The sequence below is a fragment of the Rhodococcoides trifolii genome (assembly GCF_014635345.1).
GTDB classification, from domain to species: Bacteria; Actinomycetota; Actinomycetes; order Mycobacteriales; family Mycobacteriaceae; genus Rhodococcoides; species Rhodococcoides trifolii.
The window spans coordinates 301,793-325,908 of the sequence record NZ_BMCU01000003.1 but is presented as its reverse complement, the minus strand read 5'-3'; the positions used below and the strand labels follow the sequence as shown (position 1 = coordinate 325,908).

24 protein-coding genes are annotated in these 24,116 nt (G+C 65.1%); 7 read left to right on the top strand and 17 right to left on the bottom strand.

Annotated elements, in window-relative coordinates; translation table 11 throughout:
• Positions 1 to 66: 66 nt before the first annotated feature.
• From IEW02_RS14780 to IEW02_RS14760, 5 genes are read right to left on the bottom strand one after another with little or no spacing between them, the layout of a single operon-like run.
• Complete coding sequence (locus IEW02_RS14780) at positions 67 to 1,563, bottom strand: CoA-acylating methylmalonate-semialdehyde dehydrogenase (protein WP_188545613.1); 1,497 nt, start codon at positions 1,561 to 1,563, stop codon at positions 67 to 69.
• Between the two features lie 16 nt (positions 1,564 to 1,579).
• Complete coding sequence (locus IEW02_RS14775; RefSeq protein WP_188545612.1) at positions 1,580 to 2,458, bottom strand: sugar phosphate isomerase/epimerase family protein; 879 nt, start codon at positions 2,456 to 2,458, stop codon at positions 1,580 to 1,582.
• Between the two features lies 1 nt (position 2,459).
• A complete protein-coding gene (locus IEW02_RS14770; protein ID WP_188545611.1) occupies positions 2,460 to 3,509 on the bottom strand; it encodes a Gfo/Idh/MocA family protein in 1,050 nt (349 codons plus the stop codon).
• Between the two features lie 20 nt (positions 3,510 to 3,529).
• Entirely contained in the window at positions 3,530 to 4,435 is a 906-nt protein-coding gene (locus IEW02_RS14765; RefSeq protein WP_188545610.1) for a sugar phosphate isomerase/epimerase family protein, read from the bottom strand.
• Positions 4,436 to 4,475: 40 nt separating this feature from the next.
• On the bottom strand, positions 4,476 to 5,891 hold the full coding sequence (locus tag IEW02_RS14760; protein ID WP_188545609.1) for a sugar porter family MFS transporter: 1,416 nt from the start codon (positions 5,889 to 5,891) through the stop codon (positions 4,476 to 4,478).
• Positions 5,892 to 6,065: 174 nt separating this feature from the next.
• Between IEW02_RS14760 and IEW02_RS14755 the strand changes: the two genes are divergently transcribed.
• Positions 6,066 to 7,067, top strand: a complete 1,002-nt coding sequence (locus tag IEW02_RS14755) for a LacI family DNA-binding transcriptional regulator (RefSeq protein ID WP_188546133.1) — start codon at positions 6,066 to 6,068, stop codon at positions 7,065 to 7,067.
• Positions 7,068 to 7,101: 34 nt separating this feature from the next.
• On the opposite strand, the gene iolD is transcribed toward IEW02_RS14755, so the two are convergent.
• The 4 genes from iolD to iolC are packed head-to-tail and all read right to left on the bottom strand — an operon-like array spanning position 7,102 to position 11,913.
• Positions 7,102 to 9,087, bottom strand: coding sequence for a 3D-(3,5/4)-trihydroxycyclohexane-1,2-dione acylhydrolase (decyclizing) (iolD, locus tag IEW02_RS14750; RefSeq protein ID WP_188545608.1), 1,986 nt, complete (start codon positions 9,085 to 9,087; stop codon positions 7,102 to 7,104).
• The gene (iolB, locus tag IEW02_RS14745; protein ID WP_188545607.1) at positions 9,084 to 9,989 is read right to left on the bottom strand and encodes a 5-deoxy-glucuronate isomerase; all 906 of its coding nucleotides are present in this window, start codon (positions 9,987 to 9,989) and stop codon (positions 9,084 to 9,086) included. The genes iolD and iolB overlap by 4 nt, the downstream gene beginning before the upstream one ends.
• A 6-nt stretch (positions 9,990 to 9,995) precedes the next feature.
• A complete protein-coding gene (locus IEW02_RS14740) occupies positions 9,996 to 10,901 on the bottom strand; it encodes a Cgl0159 family (beta/alpha)8-fold protein (protein ID WP_188545606.1) in 906 nt (301 codons plus the stop codon).
• Positions 10,894 to 11,913 (bottom strand): 5-dehydro-2-deoxygluconokinase, encoded by a 1,020-nt coding sequence (gene iolC, locus IEW02_RS14735; RefSeq protein WP_188545605.1) that lies wholly within the window; start codon positions 11,911 to 11,913, stop codon positions 10,894 to 10,896. The genes IEW02_RS14740 and iolC overlap by 8 nt, the downstream gene beginning before the upstream one ends.
• A gap of 180 nt (positions 11,914 to 12,093) precedes the next feature.
• Here iolC and IEW02_RS14730 point away from each other — a divergent pair, with 180 nt between their 5' ends.
• Positions 12,094 to 12,831, top strand: coding sequence for a GntR family transcriptional regulator (locus IEW02_RS14730; protein WP_188545604.1), 738 nt, complete (start codon positions 12,094 to 12,096; stop codon positions 12,829 to 12,831).
• A 10-nt stretch (positions 12,832 to 12,841) separates the two neighbouring features.
• On the opposite strand, the gene IEW02_RS14725 is transcribed toward IEW02_RS14730, so the two are convergent.
• Positions 12,842 to 13,795, bottom strand: coding sequence for an ABC transporter substrate-binding protein (locus IEW02_RS14725; RefSeq protein ID WP_188545603.1), 954 nt, complete (start codon positions 13,793 to 13,795; stop codon positions 12,842 to 12,844).
• Positions 13,796 to 13,835: 40 nt separating this feature from the next.
• Entirely contained in the window at positions 13,836 to 14,858 is a 1,023-nt protein-coding gene (locus tag IEW02_RS14720; RefSeq protein ID WP_188545602.1) for a LacI family DNA-binding transcriptional regulator, read from the bottom strand.
• Between the two features lie 164 nt (positions 14,859 to 15,022).
• On the opposite strand from IEW02_RS14720, the gene IEW02_RS14715 reads away from it, so the two are divergent.
• The 4 genes from IEW02_RS14715 (at position 15,023) to IEW02_RS14700 (ending at position 18,415) form a co-directional block, all read left to right on the top strand.
• Positions 15,023 to 16,186 (top strand): Gfo/Idh/MocA family protein, encoded by a 1,164-nt coding sequence (locus IEW02_RS14715; RefSeq protein ID WP_188545601.1) that lies wholly within the window; start codon positions 15,023 to 15,025, stop codon positions 16,184 to 16,186.
• Between the two features lie 114 nt (positions 16,187 to 16,300).
• Positions 16,301 to 17,359, top strand: a complete 1,059-nt coding sequence (locus IEW02_RS14710) for an ABC transporter permease (protein WP_188545600.1) — start codon at positions 16,301 to 16,303, stop codon at positions 17,357 to 17,359.
• 19 nt (positions 17,360 to 17,378) lie between these two features.
• The gene (locus IEW02_RS14705; RefSeq protein WP_188545599.1) at positions 17,379 to 18,194 is read left to right on the top strand and encodes an ATP-binding cassette domain-containing protein; all 816 of its coding nucleotides are present in this window, start codon (positions 17,379 to 17,381) and stop codon (positions 18,192 to 18,194) included.
• A gap of 80 nt (positions 18,195 to 18,274) precedes the next feature.
• A complete protein-coding gene (locus IEW02_RS14700; RefSeq protein ID WP_188545598.1) occupies positions 18,275 to 18,415 on the top strand; it encodes a hypothetical protein in 141 nt (46 codons plus the stop codon).
• Positions 18,416 to 18,440: 25 nt separating this feature from the next.
• Here the strand turns inward: IEW02_RS14700 and IEW02_RS14695 are convergent, their stop codons facing one another.
• On the bottom strand, positions 18,441 to 19,022 hold the full coding sequence (locus tag IEW02_RS14695; protein WP_188545597.1) for a TetR/AcrR family transcriptional regulator: 582 nt from the start codon (positions 19,020 to 19,022) through the stop codon (positions 18,441 to 18,443).
• A 28-nt stretch (positions 19,023 to 19,050) separates the two neighbouring features.
• Here IEW02_RS14695 and IEW02_RS14690 point away from each other — a divergent pair, with 28 nt between their 5' ends.
• Complete coding sequence (locus IEW02_RS14690; RefSeq protein WP_188545596.1) at positions 19,051 to 19,617, top strand: hypothetical protein; 567 nt, start codon at positions 19,051 to 19,053, stop codon at positions 19,615 to 19,617.
• Here IEW02_RS14690 and IEW02_RS14685 read toward each other — a convergent pair.
• From IEW02_RS14685 to IEW02_RS14665, 5 genes are read right to left on the bottom strand one after another with little or no spacing between them, the layout of a single operon-like run.
• Positions 19,560 to 20,411 (bottom strand): sugar phosphate isomerase/epimerase family protein, encoded by an 852-nt coding sequence (locus IEW02_RS14685; protein ID WP_229746046.1) that lies wholly within the window; start codon positions 20,409 to 20,411, stop codon positions 19,560 to 19,562. The two genes, IEW02_RS14690 and IEW02_RS14685, sit on opposite strands and share 58 nt — an antisense overlap.
• Complete coding sequence (locus IEW02_RS14680; protein ID WP_188545595.1) at positions 20,408 to 21,376, bottom strand: Gfo/Idh/MocA family protein; 969 nt, start codon at positions 21,374 to 21,376, stop codon at positions 20,408 to 20,410. Before IEW02_RS14680 ends, IEW02_RS14685 begins: the two co-directional genes overlap by 4 nt.
• Entirely contained in the window at positions 21,373 to 22,263 is an 891-nt protein-coding gene (locus tag IEW02_RS14675) for a sugar phosphate isomerase/epimerase family protein (RefSeq protein WP_188545594.1), read from the bottom strand. The genes IEW02_RS14680 and IEW02_RS14675 overlap by 4 nt, the downstream gene beginning before the upstream one ends.
• The gene (locus IEW02_RS14670) at positions 22,260 to 23,267 is read right to left on the bottom strand and encodes a Gfo/Idh/MocA family protein (protein ID WP_188545593.1); all 1,008 of its coding nucleotides are present in this window, start codon (positions 23,265 to 23,267) and stop codon (positions 22,260 to 22,262) included. Before IEW02_RS14670 ends, IEW02_RS14675 begins: the two co-directional genes overlap by 4 nt.
• Positions 23,267 to 24,049 carry an SDR family oxidoreductase gene (locus tag IEW02_RS14665; protein ID WP_188545592.1) on the bottom strand — a complete coding sequence of 261 codons (783 nt, stop codon included), beginning with the start codon at positions 24,047 to 24,049 and terminating at the stop codon, positions 23,267 to 23,269. The genes IEW02_RS14670 and IEW02_RS14665 overlap by 1 nt, the downstream gene beginning before the upstream one ends.
• Positions 24,050 to 24,116 lie beyond the last annotated feature (67 nt).

Here is a 24,116-nt window from a genome sequence, read left to right as displayed (position 1 = left end):
AACGCCCCCGTCGGATGAGCGACGGGGGCGTTCGGCGTGTCGAGCAGGCTCAGCTGTTTTCAGGGCTCAGCTGTTTTCAGGGAAGCCGAGGTTGATGCCGCCGTGGCTGGGGTCGAGCCAGCGGCTGGTGACGGCTTTGCCGCGGGTGAAGAAGTGGACGCCTTCGGTGCCGTGGGCGTGGGTGTCGCCGAAGAGGCTGTTCTTCCAGCCGCCGAAGCTGTAGTACGCCATGGGAACCGGGATCGGGACGTTGATGCCGATCATGCCGACCTCGACCTCGTTCTGGAACCGCCGCGCTGCGCCGCCGTCGTTGGTGAAGATGGCGGTGCCGTTGCCGTACGGGTTGGCGTTGATCAGCTCGAGCGCTTCGTCGTAGGTGTCGACGCGCACCACGGAGAGGACGGGTCCGAAGATCTCGTCGGTGTAGATGGACATGTCGGTCTTGACGTTGTCGATCAGCGTCGGGCCCAGCCAGAAACCGTCGTCCCCGCCGTCGGCCTTCACTCCGCGACCGTCGACGACGATGGTGGCGCCGTCGGCTTCGCCTGCGTCGACGTAGGAGGCGACCTTGTCACGGTGGGCCTTGGTGACCAGTGGACCCATGTCCGAGTTACGGGTGCCGTCGCCGGTGACGAGCGGGGTGGTGCGCTCGACGATCTTGGCGACGAGGTCGTCGGCGATGTTTCCGACGGCGACGAGCGCGGAGATGGCCATGCAGCGCTCACCGGCGGATCCGAAGCCGGCGTTGACCATGGCGTCGGCGGCGAGGTCGAGGTCGGCGTCGGGCAGGACGATGGCGTGGTTCTTCGCTCCGCCGAGGGCCTGGACGCGTTTGCCGTTGGCGGTGCCGGTGGAGTAGACGTACTGCGCGATGGGGGTGGAGCCGACGAAGGAGATCGACTTGATCTTCTTGTTCTCGAGCAGTTCGTCGACGGCGAGCTTGTCGCCTTGCAGGACGTTGAACACGCCGGGGGGCAGGCCGGCTTCCTCCCACAGTTCGGCGAGCCAGATGCTGGCGGTGGGGTCCTTCTCCGAGGGCTTGAGCACGACGGTGTTGCCGCAGGCGATGGCGACGGGGAAGAACCACATGGGGACCATGGCGGGGAAGTTGAAGGGGGAGATGATGCCGACGGGTCCGAGGGGCTGGCGGATGGAGTACACGTCGACGTTCGTCGAGGCGTTCTCGGTGTAGCCGCCCTTGAGCAGATGCGGAATGCCGCAGGCGAATTCGACGACTTCCTGGCCGCGGCTGATCTCGCCGAGTGCGTCGGAGAGAACCTTGCCGTGCTCGCTGGTGATGATCTCGGCGAGTTCGCCCTTCTTGGCGTTGAGCAGTTCGCGGAACTTGAAGAGCACCTGGGTGCGCTTGGCGAGAGAGGTGTCGCGCCAGGCGGGGAATGCGGCGGCGGCAGCGTCGATGACGGCGCGTGCGTCGTCGAGGTTGGCGAGGGCGAGCTCGCCGGTGACCTCGCCGGTGGCGGGGTTGGTGACGGGAGCGGTCTTGTCGGAGGTTCCGGCGAACGGCTTACCGTCGAGCCAGTGAGCGATCGTGTTGGGACTCATGTGGATTCCTTAGTTGTCAGGACGGGGAATGCTTGGAGACGTACTCGTTCATCGTCTGGAGTTGGTACCGCGAGACTTCGTGCGCGTTCTCGTTCTCGGCGAAAACACTCGAGACCATGACGGTGTCGTCGCGGTCGTAGAAACCGAGTTTGCCGAGGCCGCCGAAGAACTGGTCCCAGTCGACGTCGCCGTCACCGATCTTGAGGTGTTGGTGGACGCGGACCGCGTTGCCGGGCGGGTTGGTGATGTACCGGAGTCCGTGCGAGCGATGATGATCCATCGTGTCGGCGACGTGCACGAGCCGAACGAGGTCACCGGCCGCTTCCATGATCCCGGCGAGGTTGCCCCCCATGTGGAACTGATGGCACGCGACGATCACCATGCCGATGTTCTTGGAATTGACTCCACGAATCATACGGATGGCGGCGAGGCCGTCCTCGACGAAATCGTCCGGATGCGGGTCGATTCTGACGTCGATTCCTTCACGCTCGATGATCGGAACCAGTTCCTCCATCGACCGGTAGAACGCGCGCTCGGATTCTTCCGCCTTCTCCGGCCGGCCGCTGAACTCGGTGTTCATCACGTGCACACCGAGATCGACCGTGATCTGGATGGCACGTTTCCAGTACCGCACGGCCGCTTCGCGGGAGTCTTCGTCGGGACCGGACCACCGCAGAACGGGCAGCACCGACGCGATCCCGACGCCCGCGTCCGAGCACGCCTTCTTGAACTTTCCCACCAAGTCGTCGTCGGCCTTGGGGTGGTTGAAGAACGGGATCATGTCGACGTGCGGCGTCAGCTGCATCCATTCGTATCCCAGATCGGCCACGACGCCCGGAAGTTGGAGCAACGAATAGTCGTGATGGAACGGGGTGGGATCGAGCGCGATCTTCATCTCACGCTCCCGCAATGCTGCTGCGCTGCACCATGTCCACCGCCACCCGCTCGCCGGATTCGAGTGACTTCACTCCGGCGGCACACACGGCGGCTGCGGCATATCCGTCCCACGCACCCGGACCGTCGATGTAGTTGCCGGTCTCGGCTCCGGCGACGACGGCGTCGACCCAGCGCTGGATCTCGGAGTCGTACGCCTGACCGAAGCGCTCGACGAACGACGGGGTGATCTGCCCACCCCACGTGCCCGGCGCGGTCTTGCGAACCAGACCCACGTCGAGTCCGATCATCGCGGAACCGAGTTCGCCGACCACCTCGGTGCGAACCTCGTAAGCCACACCGGTGGTGACGAACACCTCGGCGTCGACGTGCTTGCCGGACTCCGTCGAGAACAGAGCGATCTGTGGATCAGCAAGGCCCTGCGGCGCAGCAGGATTGGCGGACGGCTTGATGATCTGCACCGAGGTGATCTCTTCGTCGAGCAGGAACCGGGTGACGTCGACCTCGTGGACGAGCGAGTCCTTGACGATCATGGCGCTGTCGAAGTGCGGCGGAACGGCCGGATTGCGGTGCGCGCAGTGTACGACCAGCGGTCGGCCCAGCTCACCCGCCACGATCAGGGCCTTGAGCTGCTCGTACTCGGTGTCGAACCGGCGCATGAAACCGACCTGGATGAGCTTCTTGCCCAGCTCGGCTTCGGCCTTGACGACCGCAAGGGAGGTCTCGACGTCGGTGGTCAACGGCTTCTCGCACATCACCGGTTTGCCGTGCTCGATGCACGCGAGAAGCTGCTTCTCGTGCGTCGGGCCGGGGGTGGCGAGCAGGACTGCGTCGACGTCGGGATCTGCGATCGCGTCGATCGGGTCGCCCACCACGCGGCAGCCGGGAATGGTGGCGGCAAGCGCCTCGGCCTTGGAGCTGTCGTAGTCGTTGATGACGGCGACGCGGGCGCCGGCGATGGCACCGGTGATGCGGCGAACGTGGTCGGCGCCCATCATGCCGACGCCCAGTACTGCGATGCGAAGTTCGGTGCTGCGAAGTTCGTTGGACATTGTGGAAGGTCTCCTACGGGTCAGCTGAATCGGACGGATGGAATCCCGCAGGACCCCAGGTATTTACGGGTGCGCTGGGCAATGGGCAGCGGCGCGTCGACGTCGCACGGGTACATGTCCTGCTCGACGATCGCGAAGACGTCGATGTCCAACTTCTCGATGGCGGCGAGCAGCGGCGGCATGTCCGGAATACCGAGAGGCGGTTCGGTCATCGCGCCGAGCTTGACGGCTTCGCCGAAGGGCAGGTCCTCGGCCGCGACCTTGGCCCGGACCTCTTCGTTGACCTGCTTGAGGTGCAGATAGCCGATGCGCTCGGGTGCGCGTTCGATGATGGCGATGTTGTCTCCGCCGCAGTAGCTGATGTGTCCGGTGTCGAGGCACAGGTTCACGAACTCACTGGAGGTGCCGTCGAGGAAGCGGTACACGTTCTCCTCGGTGTCGACGTGCGAGTCGGCGTGCGGGTGGTACTGCGCCTTGACGCCGTACTGCTCGAACATGCGCTTACCGAGTTCGTTCATGCCTTCGGTCTTCTTGCGCCACTGTTCGGTGGTCAGGTTTCGGTCTTCGAGTACGGCGCCGGTGCTGGGATCGCGCCACATCTCCGGGATGACCACGACGTGCTTGCCGCCTGCCGCCGCGGTGAGTTTGGCAACGTCCTCGATCTGCGTCCAGACCGCATCCCACGCGTCGTCCTGGTGCAGGTGCTCGAAGACCGTTCCCGCGGACAGCTTCAGGTTGCGAGAACCCAACTCGTCCAGCAACTTCTGCGGGTCCGTGGGCAGATACCCGAAGGGGCCCAGCTCGATCCACTCGTATCCGGATGCGGACACCTCGTCGAGGAATCGACCGTACGGCGTCTGTCCCGGGTCGTCGGGGAACCACACGCCCCAGGAGTCGGGTGCGGAACCTACGAGGATCTTGCTCATTGTCGATACCTTTCGAGAAGTAGTGGTTGTGCGGTGTGAATCAAGCGGAGGTCGTGTGTTCGTGGTCTGCGGGCACGAATTCGGAGTCGCGGAACTGGTCTTCGAGTTCTTCGAGGGTGCGGCCCTTGGTTTCGGGGACGTACTTTCGGACGAAGACGATGGATGCGATGTTGATGATCACGAAGATTCCGAAGGTTCCGGTCGATCCGAGGGCGGAGTTGACGACCGGGAACAGGAACGAGATGGCGGCGTTGGTGGACCAGAGTACGAACACCGCGATACCCATGGCGAATCCACGGATGGCAAGCGGGAAGATCTCCGAGAGCAGCAGCCAAACGCAGGTGCCGATGAAGCACTGTACGAATGCGACGAACACCATCATGGCCGCAAGAATGACGTAGCTGCGGAAGTCGGATTGCGGCAGCAGGAACACGAGGGCGAGCGCGGCTTGCGAGGTGGCGACGCCCACGAAGCCGATGGTGAGCATGCGGCGGCGAGAGACGAATCCGAGCAGGACGATTCCGACGATGGTCATGATCACGGACGTCACGCCGACGGCGATGGTACTCACCAGCGAGGCGCTGACGCCGAGGCCGGATTCTTCGAGGATGGTCGGCGCGTAGTAGTTGACGGAGTTGATGCCGGTGGCCTGCTGGACGACGGCGAGGCCGATGCCGGTCCAGAGCAGACGTCGCATCCAGGGGTAGTAGTGCAGGTAGCGGATTGCGGCGCCGCGGTCCTCGTTGCGTTCGCGTTCGGCGTTCTGGGCGATCTCGGTGAGCTCGCGATCCACGTCGGAGGCGGGGCGGCTCTGGACGAGCACGGCGCGGGCATCGCCGAGCCGCTCTTGTGCGGCGTACCACCGAGGCGAGTCGGGAAGTGCGAACATGCCCACGAAGAGCGCGATCGCGGGGATGGTGGCGACCGCGAGCATGTACCGCCAGACGTGGGGATCCTGGATGACGGCGTCGAGGGCGGCGTTGATGGCAAAGGCGAGCATCTGCCCGGTCACGATCATGAGTTCGTTGATCGTCACCATGCGTCCGCGCCGTTCGGCCGGCGCCATCTCGGCGAGGTACAGCGGGCACGTGACGGCGGCGGCTCCCACGCCGAGGCCGAGGATGATGCGCGCGGCGACCATGACCTCGACGTTTGGTGCGACGGCGCATCCGAGCGCGCCGACGAGGAACAACATTGCGCAGACCAACAGGGTTCGCTTGCGGCCGAGTACGTCGGACAGGCGACCGCCGAGGAGCGCACCGAATGCAGCGCCCGGGAACAGCAGCGAACTGACCACGGTGGCTTCGCCGAACGCGCTGAGCCCGAGGTCGTCCTTCATGTAGAGGAGGGCGCCCGATATGACGCCTGTGTCGTAGCCGAACAGCAGGCCACCGAGGGTGGAGATCACTGTCAGCTTGGTCAGGAACCGACTTCCCGACTTCGTCGTGGAGGGCATGAGGCGCCAATCTGGTTGCCGTAGGTAGTGGACTAACGCGCTTAAGTAACGCGCGTGAGTACTACTATGAGCTGGATCACCATGGGTGTCAAGAAGCGCCCTGTGACAGCATCGGGCACGCCCGACGGCAAGAGATGAGGTGTGGTGACCGGAGCACGAGCACGAAAGCCGACGATGGACGACATCGCGGCGCGGGCCGGTGTCTCCCGCACGTTGGTGTCGTTCGTCCTGCGCGGTAAAGCGGGAGCCGGCGAGCAGACACGACAGCGGGTGCTGCAGATCGCGGACGAACTCGGATACCGGCCGGACGCTGCCGCGCAACTGTTGGCCCGCGGTCGCAGCCGCACTCTGGGTGTTCTGATCGACGTCGAGCAGCCGTTCCACGCACAGTTGGTCACGCGGATCTACCCGATCGCCAAGACGGTCGGATACGAGGTGCTGTTGTCGGCGAGTGCGCCGGGGCGTGACGAGATCGCCGCGATCGAGTCCTTGATCGGGCACCGATGCGAGGGTCTGATTCTGCTCGGTCCCGGTTCGGACCAGAGCTATCTCGAGGAGCTGGAACAGCGCGCCGTGGTCGTGGTGGTGGGCAAGCCGGCGCCCCCGAGTGCGTTCGACAGCGTGCGCAGTGCCGACGACAGCGGAATTCGTCAATCGGTGCAGCACCTGGTCGAACTCGGTCACCGCGCCATCCATCACATCGGCGGGGGTGCCGAGTCGAGCGCCGCGGTGCGGCGCGACGCCTACATCGATGCCATGCACGCGCACGGTCTCGACGAGTGCGTTCGCGTGATCGACGGAGCGCACGACGAAGCGTCCGGGGCTGCGGCGGGACGACGCATGCTCGACGAGGGGACGCTGCCGACTGCGGTGCTCGCCGGAAACGACCGCTGCGCACTGGGCTTGATGGATTCGCTCGATCGCGCCGGAGTGCTTGTGCCCGAAGACGTTTCGATTGTCGGATACGACGACAGCGACATCGCGCGGCTCTCGCGCATCGACCTCACCACCGTCCGGCAGAACGTGGACGGCTTGGCCGAGAACGCCGTGGCCTTCGCGGTGGCGCGCCTCGAAGACGACGAACTCCGAGCCACGGAAATCGTCGTTGAACCGCATCTCGTCGTGCGGGGAAGTACCGGGCCGGTGCGCACAGAAGTTCGAGCGCGACAGCGGTAACGGCGACCGGGCAGGGCGCACCTCGCCCGGTCGGTTACCGCTCACCCTCGACGCTTCGAGTCGAAGCGCCGGAGGGGCGAAGGAACGGACGCTGGATCTTCTTCCACTTCTCGTACGTCGCGTACGCGGTTTGCGTCGACTCGAGCGTCGACGTCGCGCTCACGGGGACGTCCCACCAGGACTGCGAGTCCGGTGCCGGGATGCGGGGGTCCGTCTCGACGTGGATCACGGTGCTCACGTCGCTCGCCTTGGCCGCCTTCACGGCCTGAGTGAATTCCGACGCGTTGTCGACGCGAACGACGTCGACACCGAGGCTGGCGGCGTTGGCAGCGAGATCGACCGGTAGCACGTCGCCCTGCAAGCGCCCGTTGTCGCTTCGGTAGCGGTAGTCGGTGCCGAATCTCTGCGACCCCAACGATTCCGACAGCGAGCCGATCGACGCGAAACCGTGGTTCTGTACCAGGATCATGATGATCTTGACGCCTTCCTGCACGGCGGTCACCAGTTCGGTGGCCATCATGAGGTACGAGCCGTCGCCCACCATGATGAACACGTCGCGGTCGGGCTCGGCCATCTTGGCACCGATGCCGCCGGCGACCTCGTATCCCATGCAGGAGAACCCGTATTCGACGTGGTATCCCTTCGGATCGCGAATGCGCCAGAGCTTGTGCAGATCACCCGGCATCGAGCCGGCGGCGCACACCACGACGTCGCGGGGATCGGACAGGGTGTTGGCCAGCCCGATCACCTGGTTCTGGTTCAACGGCACCGTGTCGTCGTCGATGCGGTAGACGGACGCGACCGTCGTGTCCCACTCTTTCGCGAGTTCGGTTGTGCGCGTGCGATAATCATCGCTTACCTGGTAGCCGTCGAGAGCGATCGTCAGCGCATCGAGGGCCTCACGAGCGTCCGAGACCACGCTTACGCCGCCCTGCTTGACGGAGTCGATGGACGCGACGTTGATGTTGACGAACTGCACGTCGGGATTGTTGAACGCGGTGCGGGATGCGGACGTGAAATCACTGTAGCGCGTACCGATTCCGATGACGACGTCCGCATCGGTCGCGAGAGCATTGGCCGCGGTGGTTCCGGTCGAGCCGATGGCGCCGACCGATTGCGGGTGGTCGTACGGCAGCGAACCCTTGCCGGCTTGGCTCTGCCCCACCGGAATTCCGGTCGCGGCACAGAATACAGCCAGTGAATCGGTTGCGCCGGAATAGATCACACCTCCGCCGGCCACGATCAGCGGCGTGCGCGCTGTACGAATGACCTCTGCTGCACGGGCGATCACCGACTTCTCCGGTAGCGGCCGAGCGACATGCCAGGTCCGAGGTGCGAAGAGCGATTCGGGCCAGTCGAAGGCTTCGGCCTGAACGTCCTGCGGGATGGCGACGGTAGCTGCGCCGGTCTCCACCGGATCGGTGAGAACACGCATGGCGCCGAGCAGTGCGCTCGGGAGCTGTTCGGGGCGCCACACGCGGTCGAAGTAGCGGGAGAGCGGCTTGAAGGCGTCGTTCACCGTCACGTCGCCGCTGGACGGAAGCTCCAGCTCCTGCAGTACGGGCGAGCTGGCCCGCGTCGCGAAAGTGTCTGCGGGGAGCAGCAATACCGGAAGTCGGTTGATGGTGGCGAGCGCGGCCCCGGTGAGCATGTTGGTCGACCCCGGACCGACGCTGGCTGTGACGGCCCACGTCTGCAGTCGGTCCTTCTGACGCGTGTACGCCACCGCGCTGTGGACCATCGCCTGCTCGTTACGTCCGAGCACGTAGGGAAGCTCGGGTTCGGTTCCGGCCTCGACCGCGTCGATCTCCGCCTGCAGCAGAGCCTGACCGAGTCCGGCGACGTTGCCGTGGCCGAAGATGCCGAAGGCACCCGCGAAGAACTTGCTGCGTACCCCGTCGCGTTCGACGTACTGGTTCGCGAGAAACTTCACGACCGCCTGCGACACCGTGAGATGCACTGTGCTTTCGGTGTTCTCGGTCTTGTCAGCCGAGATGGGCGCGGTGGAGACCACGGTCATGCTCCTTTGCGGGTAGGCCGGAGGCCGGTCGGGTCGTTGCTGTGGAGAGGTAGGCGGGGATCGATGTCCTGGTCGGACCACGTGCCACGAATCCAGGTGTGTTCGGGGTCGTCGACGATGTTCCAGGCGCGTTCGGCGCCCGGTCCGGCCATGACGTTGAGGTAGTACATGTGGTAGCCGGGCGCCGCGACGGACGGCCCGTGGTACCCGTGCGGTACGAGCACGACATCGCCGGTACGCACCTCTTCGAGCACCTCGATCGGCCGGGCCGGCGTTCCGTAGACGCGGTGGTAGCCGAATCCGTTGCTGTCGTCGGGTCCGTCGGCGATCTCGAAGTAGTAGATCTCTTCCAGTGCCGATTCGCGCTCGGTGTTCTCGTCGTGCTTGTGGCCGGGGTACGACGACCAGTTGCCACCCGGTGTGATGACCTCGCAGGCGATGATCGAATCGGCCTCGAACGTGTCCGCGGTGCCGAAGTTGTGTACCTGCCGGCTGCAGTTCCCGGCTCCGCGGAGCTCGACGGACACGTCGGCGGCGGGGACGTAGCGAAACGCGAGCTTCTCGGCCGCCCGCGCGCCGCAGAGTGCGAACCGTCCGCCGTCGACGCTCGAGACGGTGTAGGAGGAGTCTCTGCCCACGTAGACGAAGTCGGACGGACCGTCGAACACCGAATGACGTCCTGCGAGTTCGAACTTGGTGCCGTCGCTGGTGACGGTGGCCGAGCCGGACAGAGGAACGACCATGATCTCGTCGTCGCCCGAGGTGAGGTCTACCGACTGGCCGGGGGTCAGCTTCAGGATGTGCAGGGTCGACTCGGTCCAGCCTGCCGACTCCGGGGTGACCGAGGTGGCGAACGGACCCGAGGCGCCGCTGCCCGCGGGGATGTAGTACTCGCTGTTCATTGTCGACTACCGCACCATGTCGACTGCGGTACCGACGGCCGCTGCGACGTCACCGTCGGGCGGGTAGAGCAGGGTGCGTCCGACGATGAGACCGCGGACAGCCGGAATCTCCAGTGCGCGAGCCCAACTGGCGTAGGTCTCGTCCGGAGCGGTTTGTGGGTCGCCACCGAGCAGGAGGGTCGGGAGCGTCGTCGCGTCCATGACGCGTTCCATCTCGTCGACGACGGGAAGCTTCATCCACGTGTACGCGGAGGTGGACCCGAGGCCCTGGGCGATGTGAATGGATTTGATGACGGCGTCGGCGGACAGGTTGTTGGTGACCTTGCCGTCGACACGTGAGGAGAGGAAGGGTTCGACCATCGCCATCAGCCCCTCGGCCGCGAGTTCGTCGATCGCGTTGGCGCAGGCGGTCAGGGTGCCCAGCGTGCCCGGATCGTCGAAGTCGATGCGCGTCAACATCTTTGCACCGTTCATCCGTGCCTTGGCCGTGGAGGCCGCGGTGGCTCCGGTCATCCGGTCGTCGAGCTCGAACGACGCACCGGCGAGTCCGCCGCGGTTCATCGAGGAGATGACCACCTTGTCGTGCAACGCGCCCATCAGGACCAGGTCGTCGAGAATTTCGGACGTGGCGAGCACGCCGTCGACGCCGGGGTTCTCCAACGCGGTCCGCAGTCGGTCGAGCAACTCGGATCGGCTGTTCATCGCGGTGGCGTGCGATCCGACGGCGAGCGCTCCACGGGCGGGGTGGTCGGCGGCGACGATCATGAGTCGGCCGTTGCCGCGAATGGTCTCGCGAGTGGCGCGGGTGGCCCAGGCTCGCTCGATGGCGCCGGGGTCGGCTGCGCGCACGGCGGTGACTTCGGCGTAGGAGGCGCAGGTGGCCGGCTGCGAGGCGAGGACGGTGTCAGACATTGACGGCTCCGGAGGTGGTGGTGGACGCAGCGTCCCCGAGAGAGGGCACGTCGGAATTCGCGAGAGCGGATACTTCCGCTTCCGTCGGCATGGCGGTGGAGCACTCGAGGCGCGAGGCCACGATGGCTCCGGCGGCGTTGGCGTACCGAAGAATCTTCTCCAGCGGCCAGCCGGCAAGTAGTCCGTTGATCAACGAACCGCCGAAGCTGTCTCCGGCGCCGAGTCCGTTGACGACGTCGACGGTGTTGGGGGGAACCTCGACACGCTCGGTCCTCGTCTTGCCCAGCACCCCTCGCGGGCCCTGCTTGACGATGGCGAGTTCCAGTCCGAGATCGAGGAGAGCATCGGCAGCGCGATCGGGATCGGTTTCCCCGACGGCCACTTCGCACTCCTCGCGGTTGCCCACCGCGACGGTGACATGGCGCAGGGCGCGCTGCACCTGCTCGGTGGCAGCGCCGGGGGACGACCAGAACATCGGTCGGTAGTCCAGATCGAGAACCGTCAGCGGTGCGCGGTCACGGGCTTCCCATGCGGCGAAATGCGCACTGCGGCTGGGCTCTTCGGACAGTCCGGTCACGGTCGACCAGTACAGCGACGCAGCTTTCACGGCATCGGTGTCGATGTCCTCGGGCCGGATCTGCAGATCCGGCGCCGTCGGCTTGCGGTAGAAGTAGAGCGGAAAATCGTCGGGCGGAAAGATTTCGCAGAACGTGACCGGCGTTGCGTAGTTCTCGTCGGTGATCACATAGCGATTGTCGACGCCGAGTCGCTCGAGTTCAGCGCGAACGTAGCGGCCGAAAGGATCGTCACCCGCACCGGAAATCAACGCGCTTCGACGGCCGAGACGGGCGGCGGCCACGGCGACGTTGGCCGCGCTGCCGCCGAGAAATTTGCCGAAGGTGTCGACCTCGTCGAGGCCGACTCCGACCTGCAGTGGGTAGATGTCGACGCCACTACGCCCGATGGCGAGGACGTCGAATCCTGCTTCGGCTCGTGCTGCGGGGGTGGACACATCGGCTCCAAACGTCGGAAGTGGTCGGCTTGCTCATACTGTGCTCCAGGCCACAGGGGATGTCAATAGTTTGTCCTGACATTCTAACTTGACGTCATCAAGTTGACCATCACCTACACTCGTCCCACGGCACGCGGGGTCGTCGCAGCAGGAAGCGCCGTCGTCAGATCGGAGTCACGTATGAGCCAGCAGCTCGCCGTCGAGCTCGACAGGTCCAGTCCAGTGCCGTTGTACTACCAACTCGCGCAGGCGATCGAAGGGTCGATCCTCGGCGGTACGTTGGCGCCGGGCGACCGGTTCGAGAACGAGCTGGCGCTGGCGAAACGTCTCAACCTGTCGCGGCCGACCACGAGGCGAGCGATTCAGGAGCTGGTCGACAAAGGGTTGCTGGTTCGTAAACGGGGTGTGGGCACGCAGGTGGTGCAGAGCCCGGTCCATCGCCCGGTCGAGCTCACCAGTCTGTTCGACGACCTTGCTCGCGCAGGCCAGAACCCCAGTACCAAGTTGCTCGAATACACGGTCGGGTTGCCGGGTGAGGAGGTGGCGCGCGAGCTCAACGTGTCACCGGACTCGGAGATCGTGACGATCAGGCGGCTCCGCAGCACCAAAGGCGAACCGCTCGCCCTGATGACGAACTATCTTCCCGTCGATCTAGCGCCCGATCCTGCCGAGCTCGAAGGTCAGGGTCTCTATCAGTCCTTGCGTACCAAAGGAGTTCACATCCGGCTGGCCAGGCAGCGCATCGGAGCCAAGGCCGCCGAGCGTGACGAAGCGCAACTGCTCGACGAAAAAGTACGGGCGCCCTTGCTGACCATGAACCGCACCGCCTTCGACGACTCCGGCAAAGTCGTGGAGTACGGGGCCCACGTCTATCGGGCGTCCCGGTACTACTTCGACACGACGCTGGTGGATCGATAGGCGCGCGCAGTCACGTCCCGATCGAGGTGAGGAACGGAGTGACCTGGTCGAGCGCGTAGTCGATGGACAACGGGCTCGGCGTGTTGAGGGCCACCACGGTGGCGTAGTCCGTGACGAACATGCCGCCGGACTTCACGGACGGCAGATCCCCGTACCCGGGCAACCGCTCGAGGTCGGCGGCCGTACCGCCGTTGACGAGCATGATCACGAGATCCGAACTCAGAACGTCGAGCCGCTCCGGACTCGTCACCACACGTCCGCCGGTCACGTCGCCGTCGACGACCGGCAACGACATCCCCAACTTCTCGTAGAACGCCGAGGCGGAATCGTCGGGATCGGCCACCAGCACGAGTTGCTGTGTTGCCGGAATGTATTGCGAGAGCAGCGCTGTCCGGTCCTTCAGCTGGGGCAATCGCGTAGCCGTCTCGGCCAGGCGCGTGTCGACCGCCGCCACGACGTTCTCGGCCTTGCTTTGCTTGTCGACGATTCTGCCCAGCGCCCTGGTCAATCCGTCGTAGGTCGAGCCGTCACCGGTCCCGAGTTGGGGGATCGTCGGCGCGATCGCAGACAGTCGGTCGTAGTCGCCCTTGGTCGCCGCACCCCAGTCGGCAAGTATCAGGTCCGGTTCGTACGACGCGATCCGCTCCGCGGGCAGGGCGGCGCCGTCGACGGAGTCGATGCGCGGAACATCGGCGGCGAGAGCGCTCTCCCAGGGGTATCGGCCGTCGGGTGCGCCGGTGACGTCGGCCATGTACGCAACCGGTTGCAGTCCGAGTGCCAGTACGGCGTCGGTGGCCGGCGCCGTCAGGGTGACGATTCTGGTCGGGTTTCCGGCCACGGTGGTCGTTCCGAACGTATGGTCGACGGTGGTGGTGCGATCCTGGATCGACTCCGTCGGCGCGTCTGTCGAACAGCCGGTGACAGCGGTGGCGATCAGAGCAGCGGCGAGCAGGACACGTTTCATGGAGCGGAAGTATGCCTTACCTAACTCCCACGATGGGGAGCTACGTGTCGCGAATGGGGGCAGAGGTGGATCCGCGGATGTGAAGCCTCGGATCCACCAGTTCGAGTGCGGCGGGGGATCCGGGTTCGTCGATGCGGGCCAGCAGCGCTCGCGCGGCGCGCACGCCGAGGTCGGCGCTCGCGTTGTCCACACTCGTGAGCCAGACGTGTCTGAGCTGCGCAACGGAGGTGTTGTCGTACCCGACCACCGACACATCCTGCGGCACAGCAACTCCGAGCTCCTGGCACGCCGTCATCGCCCCGACGGCCGCAATGTCGTTGACCGCGTAGAGCGCGGTGGGCTTCGTCGGTGCTGCGAGCGCGCGTACGGCCGCCCGGTACCCGCCTTCTTCCGTCATGTCACAGAGTTCCACGGCGACACGAGAGCCGAGACCGTGCGACTCCATGACCTCTCGATATGCGCCCGCGCGAATGGCGGCCACTGCACCGAACGATCCAGCGATGTGGGTGATCTGCCGATGGCCGAGCGCGAGGAGGTGCTCGACGGCGAGTCCGGTGCCGGCTCGATCGTCGTTTGCCACGACGTCGACATGAGGTAGTTCGAGATCGCGGCTCGCGACCACGACGGTCGGAATGGCTGCGGCGGCTTCGGTGATGATGGACGACGGTTCGCGGGTGCCGACGAGGACGAGACCGTCGAGGCGCATTTCCAGAAAGCTGTGCAGCAGAGATTCGTCGGAACTTCGGTCCAGCCGACCGTCGCCGAGGAACATCTTGAGATCGTTCGAATCGAAGACGGTGTTCATCCCGTCGAGACAGTCGATGAACCATGGATTGCGCAAGTCGTTGACCAGGATGCCGACGATGTGTGTGCGTTGCTGTGTCAAGCTGCGAGCACTGAGATTGGGCCGATATCCCAGGTCCGCGATGGCCCGCTCCACCGCCGCCCGCTTGTCCGCACTCACGTTCGGAGATCCGCGAAGGACAAGGGAGACAAGCGACTTGGACACGCCCGCGTGCGCGGCCACGCTTCGAATGGTCGGAGTTCGCCGAGTGTCCGTCATCGACTTCCTCCCTGTGGACCGGTACAACCTGCCGTCTTGCTCGCTTGGCTGACGATAACAGCAGGTTGACACCGATGCGTCACGTCCAGCACACTCGGTCCATCGGTTTGGACCGGTCCAAAGTCTATCGATTTCCCTCCCTACTTCTCGAGAAGGCACTCACCATGAATGCACCCCAGGAAATCCGCGTCGGCGTCGCCGGCTTCGGTTGGATGGGTCGCGTACACACGCAGGCCTACGCCCGGCTGCGTCACCACTACCCGAATCTCGCGTTGGTGCCCGTCCTGGCGGCAGTCGCCGACGAGGTCCCCGGCCGCGCAGCGGAAGCCTCAGATCAGTTCGGCTTCGCGTCCGCGCTCGTCGACTGGCACGACATCGAGAACGATCCGTCGATCGGCGCGGTCTCCATCACGGCACCGAACTTTCTCCATCGCGAGATCGGGACGGCCATGGCGAGCGCGGGCAAACACATCTGGATCGAAAAGCCCGTCGGATTGTCCGCAGCCGACGCTCGGGCGGTTGCCACGGCAGCCGACTCTGCCGGCGTGCGCGCGGCGGTGGGCTTCAATTATCGCAACGCGCCGGCCGTCGAGGCCGCACGCGACATCATCTCGTCCGGCGAGATCGGTTCGATCACGCATGCTCGGTTCCGTTTCTTCAGCGACTACGCAGCGCACCCGGACGGTGCGCTGTCCTGGCGATTCGAGACGGCACGCGGCGGCAACGGTGTTCTCGGTGACCTGGCCTCGCACGGTGCCGATCTGGTCCGATACCTGTTGGGAGACATCGACTCTCTGGTCGCAGACACCGCGGTGTTCATTCCGCAGCGGGCGAGACCCACCGGTGCGACGAGCGGGCATAGCCGCGCAACGGGTGGGGAGACGGGCCCGGTGGAGAACGACGATTTCGTCAGCGCGCAGATGCGGATGGCGTCCGGCGCACGATGCACACTCGAGGCCAGTCGGGTGTCGGTGGGGGAGCAGAACGCCTACGGGTTCGAGATCCATGGCACCTCCGGCGCGGTGTTCTGGGACTTCCGCCGTATGGGGGAGCTGGGCGTCAGTCGCGGTACGCAGTACCAGGACCAACCAGTGTCGACGGTGTTCGTGGGACCGGGCAGTGGCGATTACGCCGCATTCCAGCCGGGGTCGGCGTCGGCCATGGGGTACGACGATCTGAAGGTGATCGAGGCCCGCAACTTCCTGGTCTCCATCGAACGCGGCACGCCGGTCGGCGCCACGGTATGGGACGCGGTGCGCGCGGCCGAGGTGCTCGATGCGATGGTCGAATCGGTCGACACCGGCCGCTGGGTCGCACCCTTGAAGTGATCTGCAGTCTTAATGTTAAGACAAATGGTTGACATCCGGGTGTGACCGGTATTACATAGAGGCCGAGCGGCGGTCACTGCCGCAAACGCAACCGGTCACCCCGGAAGGAACATAATGGTCACTCAGGCGGATCTGGATCTGTCGAAGCACACGGTTGTCACCGACGAGCGGGTGAAAAAGCAGAAGCCGTTCCAGCGGTTGCTGATTCGCCCCGAGATCGGTGCACTCTTCGGCGCCATCATCATCTTCATCTTCTTTGCCATCGTCGCCCCGCCGTTCCGGTCTCCCGAGGCGCTCGCGACGGTGCTCTACGCCTCGTCCACGATCGGCATCATGGCCATCGGCGTCTCGCTGCTGATGATCGGCGGGGAGTTCGACCTCTCCACCGGTGTCGCGGTGACGTTCTCGTCGATCTCGGCCTCGATGATCGCGTACAACCTGCACCTGAACATGTGGGTCGCCGCGGCATTGGCCTTGGTATTGGCGCTGGCGGTGGGATTCTTGAACGGGTATCTGGTGATGAAGACCAAGATCCCCTCGTTCCTGATCACGCTGAGCTCGTTCTTGATGCTCACCGGCATCAACCTGGCGGTGACGAAGCTGGTCACCGGTCAGGTCGCGACCCAGAACGTCTCCGACATCCAGGGCTTCGATTCGGCCAAGGCCGTGTTCGCCTCCTCGATCAGCATCGGCAGTGTCTCGCTGCGCATCACGGTGCTGTGGTGGGTCCTGTTCACTGCCATCGCGACGTTCGTGCTGATGAAGACCCGCATCGGCAACTGGATCTTCGCCGTCGGCGGTAACCAGGACTCGGCTCGCGCCATCGGCGTCCCGGTCACGAAGGTCAAGATCGGGTTGTTCATGTTCGTCGGGTTCTGCGCCTGGTTCGTCGGCATGCACCTGCTGTTCGCGTTCAACACCGTGCAGTCCGGCCAGGGCGTCGGAAACGAGTTCCTCTACATCATCGCCGCGGTCATCGGTGGCTGCTTGCTCACCGGAGGATTCGGCACCGCGGTGGGTGCGCTGATCGGAGCGTTCATCTTCGGCATGGCCAACCAGGGCATCGTCTACGCCGGCTGGAACCCCGACTGGTTCAAGTTCTTCCTCGGCGCGATGCTGCTGTTCGCGGTCATCGCCAACAACTCCTTCCGCACCTACGCAGCCAAGCGCTGAGAACCGAAGAGGCACTGACATGACCACAACTGCTGAGCCGACTACCGAACCCACCTCGGGTGGCGGCGGGACCCCGCTGATCGAACTGAAGAACGTCGGCAAGTCCTACGGCAACATCATCGCTCTGTCCGGGATCAACCTGCGCGTCGGCGCCGGTGAGGTCACCGGTGTGCTCGGCGACAACGGCGCCGGCAAGTCCACCCTCATCAAGATCATGGCCGGCCTGCACCAGCAGACCGAGGGGGAGCTCCTCGTCGACGGGGTCGACACCAAGTTCTCCTCTCCCAAGGACGCGCTCGAGCAGGGCATCGCCACGGTCTACCAGGACCTTGCCGTCGTGTCGTTGATGCCGGTGTGGCGCAACTTCTTCCTCGGTCAGGAACTGCGGAAGAAGGGGTTCCTGCGTCAGCTCGACGCGAACGCAATGCGGGCGACGACGAAGGAAGAGCTGCACAAGATGGGCATCGACCTGCCCGACGTCGACGCCCCGATCGGGTCGCTGTCGGGTGGTCAGCGCCAGTGTGTGGCGATCGCGCGTGCCATCTTCTTCGGCGCTCGCGTGCTGATCCTGGACGAGCCCACCGCGGCACTGGGTGTGAAGCAGTCCGGCATGGTGCTGCGGTACATCTCGGCGGCGAAGGAGCAGGGCTTCGGCGTCGTGTTCATCACCCACAATCCGCACCACGCGTACATGGTGGGCGATCACTTCGTGCTGCTCAATCGCGGCAAGCAGAAGCTCGACTGCAAGTACGACGAGATCAGCCTCGACGACCTGACCAAGGAAATGGCCGGCGGCGATGAACTCGACACGCTGACCCACGAACTGCGTCGCTGACGCACACAACCCACACGAGCCCCGCGCCGAGACGGTGCGGGGCTCGTCTACCTCCGAACACCACTCGAGAAGGATCTGTCATGACCTACATCGTCGACACCTGCGGCACCGCCGTGAAAATCGTTGCAGCCGCGGTAGCGCTCACGATGATGCTCGTCGCACTGCCCATCGGAATGACCGCCTCTGCCATCGCGGGTCTGGCGACCTCGTTGCGCGATTGATTCGGCCACCCGGGGTCCACTCGAGTCAATCGCCCAGCGCGAGAATACCTTCGGCGGATGCCACACAGATGGCGTCGAACTCGCGCGGTATATCGTCGCCGACCATCGGTCGGATCAGTCCGTAAGGACCTTGCCGCGTCGCGAGAACTGCGAGGCGGTATCGGCGGTCGGTGAGCCGACCGTATCGTTTCTCCGTCACCGTACGCAGCGCACCGTCGACCGCGTCGTTCACCGTCGCGACCCGCTCACGCATCGACGCCGGCACGAGATCCACCAGATCCCCCTTGCGGTACAGCGTCATGGCCTTGGCGTCGTGGGGGTTGGCTCTGCAGAACCGAGGAATGTGCCGCGCCAGGCTCGCCATGGCTTCTCGCGGGTCGTCGATCTGGGCCGCGTCCAGCAGACCGACGTGAAAGCGGTCGATCGACCGCAGCCAGAGCGCGCCGAACAACGCGTCTCGTGATTCGAATCGGTGATAGATCGATCCTGTGGGAGCCCCGACTGCACGGGCGACGTGGGCGATCGTGGTGTCCCGCCAGTGCTCCGCGCATGCGGCGGCCGCCGCGTCCAGTATCTGGTCGACGGAGAACTTCTGAGGTCTTGCCACGGTAGCGACCGTAACGTAGTTTGCGAACATGACAACTAGAACAGTTCGTCTAGAACGTCGTCCGCCGCGGTGGCTGATTCGCGTCGCGTGGACCGCGTTCGCAGTCACCGTCCCCTCTGCCGTGTGGCGCGTGCTGATGATCGTCGGTCTGATGCCGGGGACGGCCGACTTACGCGCCTTCGAACTCGGCGACGATCACACCGTGAACTATCTGTGGGTGTTCGGGCTCAGCGTCGTACAACTGACCGCGGCGTTCCTGACGGTCGGTCTGGTCAGGCCTTGGGGGACAGTCTTTCTGGGGCGTCGGGTACCTCGCTGGCCGGTGATCGCGGTGGCGACGGCAGGCGGGCTCGCCGTCACCTGGCTGTTCACGGTGTCGTTGCCCGCGCAGATCGCCACCGGGCACCGTCCCGACGCCGGCCATGTCAGCGGGCTTCCGCTCGTGGTGATGTTCGCGTGCTACGCGCCGATCGTGCTGTGGGGCCCACTCGAACTCGTGGCTACGTACGGCTACCGGAGATTCACCGGGCGCGGGCATCACCCGTCCACGAACGCCGTGGCGGACCGGTACGCCTCGGACAGTGCCTCCCGGTAGGGAAGTCTGCGGTAGTCCTCCGACAGCATTTCGACGCCCCACGTCCCGTCGTACCCGATCTCACGCAGTGTGCTCACCAGTCCGGTGAGGTCGAAGCAGCCGTCTCCTGGATACCTGCGTCGCAACACCGTGTCTTCGAACAGGGATCCGATCACGGTGGGGTCGGCATCGTTCAACTCGACGCCGATGATCATCTCGGCGGTGAGGCTGCTACGAAGCTCGTCGAACGTGGTGCCGGCACGAAAGACGTGCCACGCGTCGACGATCACACCGAGGTTCGGCCGGCCTGCCTGCCTCACCAGTTCGGCGCCCATCGGAATGGTCGAGATCGCAGAGAACGGCATCGGCTCGATGGCAATCTTCGTTCCATGCTCGGCAGCTTCATCGGCAAGCCGACGTAGAGGGTCGACGAGCGGCGCGAGGGAGGTGAGTGCTTCGCCCGGTCTCGACCCTATCTTGATGTGCGTCGGAGCCAGGGCGTCCGCAGCATCGAACAACAACTCGCGCGTGCCGTAGGAGTGTCCCTCTTCGTGGCGCGGAATCCACCAGTGCTCGAGCAGTTCGATTTCGGTGTAAGTCATGCCGGCGTCGGCGATGATCCCTCGCAGTGCGGTGAACCCGATCGTGTCGCGGAGATGACGCAGGTCGTCCTGCGCGAGACCCATTCCGACCCAGCCGGTCTCGACGACCGCACCGACGCGCTCGCCGATCGGAATCGGGCTGATCGCCGGCAACTCCATCGGCGACGTGTCACCGGCCGTGGTCCAGCACGTCGCAATCATCCGTGTGCTCACGACGCGAGTGCGACGACACGGTCGATCATGGCCATGTTCGCCACGGCGTCATCGGCGTCGAGCGGCAGTGGTGCCCCGGTGCGGATGTGCTCGGCGAACGCCTCCAGCTGATAGGTGTACGAGGATCGAGTACCGAGATGTTCCGTCCTCGCGTCGCCGTCCACGGTGATCGTGACCCGGTCGTCCGAGTTCGGCTTGATGAAGTTGTGTGCGAACGCTTCCCCGCGTGTACCGACGACCCGTATTCGGAAGTCGTACTCCGATCCGGTCATGGACCCGGTGGCCCGTCCGATCACGCCGCTCGGGAACTCGAGGCCGACGTCGAACGCGGCATCCACTCCCGACGGGTGCGCCTCGAGGCGGGCCTCCGCAACGGTGGGCTCACCGCCGGCGAAGGATCCGAACAGGCGCTGCACGTGCACGCCGTAGCAGCCGAGGTCCATCAGGACGCCACCCGCCAGGTCGGGGGACCATCGCGGATCGCCCTCGGCGGGTGCGGGCATGTGCGTGATCGACTCGACGCGCACCAACTCGCCCAGGGTCCCGTCGGATACCAACTGCTGCAGTCGCTTCGTCACCGGATGGAAGAGATAGTGGAAGCCCTCCATCACCGTGACACCGGCGCCGGCGGCAGCTCGGCGAACCTGATCCGCTTCGACGGCATCGGAGGCGAACGGCTTCTCGCTGAGCACGGGTTTGCCCGCTCGGACGGCGGCCAGATTCCAGGGTGCGTGCAGCGAATTCGCGAGCGGGTTGTAGACGACGTCGACATCGGGGTCGTCGATCACGTCTTGATAGGAGTCGACAACTCGCTCGACAACGTGCTTCTCGGCAAAGCGGTCTGCCCGGCTGCGATCGCGTGCCGCGCAGGCCACCAATCGGTGGCCCAGGATCCGGGCGGGCTCGACGATGGCCTGCTCGGCGATTCGCGACGCGCCGAGGACTCCGATCCTCATCGCATTCATACAGATGCGGCGACGCGAGCGTCGACGACGCTGCGAAGAAACGCGACACTCTTCACGACATCGAGAACGGGACCTTCGTCGACGGGCTCGTCGCCGAGAATGGTGTCCTGCTCGAGCACGAACCAGCCGTCGAAGCCCGCGTCGAGCAACGTGTTGACGACGGAGGAGATGTCGACGTCACCGGTGCCGAGCGGGGTGTACATGCCCTGTGCGACGGCCTCCGTGTAGGTGAGCTCGCCCGACTGCACCCGTGCAGCCAACGGCAACGACACGTCCTTGAGGTGCGCGTGGGTGATGCGGTGCGGCGCGGCCGTCACCAACTCCATGGGGTCGGTGCCGCCGATGAGGAGGTGTCCGGTATCGAGGCACAACGGGATGACAGATCCATCGAGCACCCGGAACACCTCGTCGCGCTGTTCGATCATGGTTCCGACGTGCGGATGGAGAACGGCACGGATACCGCGGTCGGCGGCGGCCCTGTGCAGCCGATCGAGGTTGCGCAGCAACGTCTCCCACTGACTGTCGTCGAGAACGGGACGCGAGTCGTACCCGTCGACGCCGGTCACGGCGGCCAGCACGAGTACCTCGGCGCGCGATGCCACGAACGCGTCCAGCAACGGCTGGACTTCGGGGACCGGGTCGTGGTCGGCATCGTGCAGCAACACCGGTACGAACCCGCCGACACACGTCAGGCTGAAGCGGTCCAGCGTCGCGGCGAGTTCCGACGGCTCGGTAGGCAGGAATCCTTCCGGACCCACCTCGGTCGCCGTCAATCCGGCGTCGCGCATCTCGGCGAGCACGCGCTCGGGGGAGATCTGATACCCCCAACCGGGTACTTCGCAGACTCCCCACGAAATGGGGGCTCCTGCGACACGAATGGTGCTCATTGACGTACCTCGTCGATCCGCACCGGGCGGTGCTGTTGAAGGGAAAGTGTTGCCGCCTCGGCAATCCAGGCGACTTCGAGCGCATCCTGCGCGGTGCACGGAGAGGGAATGCGGCCCTCGATCACCTGGAGGAACGCGGCGAGCTCGGCCCGGTAGGCCGAGGTGAATCTGTCCATGAAGAAATCATGAGGAGTCGAACCCGGAAAGACTGCGCCCGGTTCGAGGTTGCGGACGGGCACTCGTTCGTCCCAGCCGGCCACCACGGTGTCGTCCCGTCCGTGAACTTCGAGACGGCAGTCGTATCCGCGAGCGTTGTAGCGGGTGTTCGACACCACTCCCAACGTTCCGTTCTCGAAAGTCAGTGTGGTGGTTGCGGTGTCGACGTCGCCGACGGCGGTGAACTCGGGATCGCCCTGGTTCGACCCGGCGGCGTAGACCTCGGCGACCTCGTGTCCGACGATCCACCGGACGATGTCGAAATCGTGCACACTGCAGTCGCGAAAGATGCCCCCGGATCCGGCAATGTAGGACATGGGAGGGGGAGCGGGATCGAGTGTCGTGGACCGAACGGTGTGGAGCCAACCCAGTTCACCGGCGGCCACTGCATTCTTTGCGGCCACGAACGCTGCGTCGAAGCGTCGGTTGTAGCCGATCTGGACCGGCACCGAGCTGCCCGAGATACCCTGCACCACAGCGTGACTCTCCGCTGCGGTGGCGGCGATGGGCTTCTCGCAGAACACCGGGATGCCGGCGTCGACGCACTCGAGGACGAGTGATGCGTGTGCAGGAGTGGCTGCGGCAACCACGATTCCGTCGACGCCCGAGGCAAGCAGTTCTGCGGCGGACCCGACAGCTTTCGCGCCGAACGTCGTTGCCGTCGACTCTGTCACGTCGGCACGCTCGTCGGTGATCACCAGTCCGTCCACACCGTCCAACGCGGACAGGGTGCCCACGTGGAACGCGCCGATTCGCCCGAGTCCGATGACGCCGATCGTCGATCCCATCAGTCCTGCCCTCCGATGACGGTCTGGTCCCAGTCGATGACGGAACCGGTCACCACGCCGCTGCGCGATGACAACAGAAACACGACGAAATCGGCGATCTCGTCGACTTGGCCCAGTTTGCCCATGGGCACACTGTCATTGGCGTCGGCTACCCAATCGTCGTCGGCGCCGTGGAAGCGCTTCTGGGTCAGGGTTTCACCCTCGGTCTCGGTCCAGCCGATGTTCAGGCCGTTGATGCGGATACGGTCCCAGCGATGCGCGTACGCAGCGTTTCGAGTCAACCCGGCCAGACCTGCTTTCGCGGCCACGTACGGCGCGAGAAACGATTGGCCACCGCGTTCGGCGATGGACACGATGTTCACGATGGTTCCCACTGCGCCGCGCTCGGTCATGTCGCGTACGGCGGCCGCCATGGTGAAGAACGGACCCCGGAGGTTCACCGCGATGTGCTGATCGAAGAGTTCGGGGGTGGTGTCGAGCAGGGTGCCACGGGTGGTCAGCCCGGCCGCGTTGCACAGGGCGTCGATGCGTCCGAAACTCTCGACGGTGCGCTCGACCGAACGCCGCGCGGAATCGGGGTCCGAGACGTCGGCGTCGAGAAACACCGTGGTGTGCCCGGCAGCGTTCAATTCGTTCGCGAGGGCGGAGCCGACGTCGTGTCGTCGTCCGCTGAAGGCGACCTGCGCGCCCTCGCGCACCGCCGCACGCACGACGGCGGCGCCGACACCCTGCGTACCGCCGCTCACCAGGACGACAGCGTTTTGAAGCAGTGGTGTGTTCACCGACTCAGTCTGGCGTTCGGCCACGTTACGATCAACACCCGAAACACATCAAAAAGACCTCACAAGG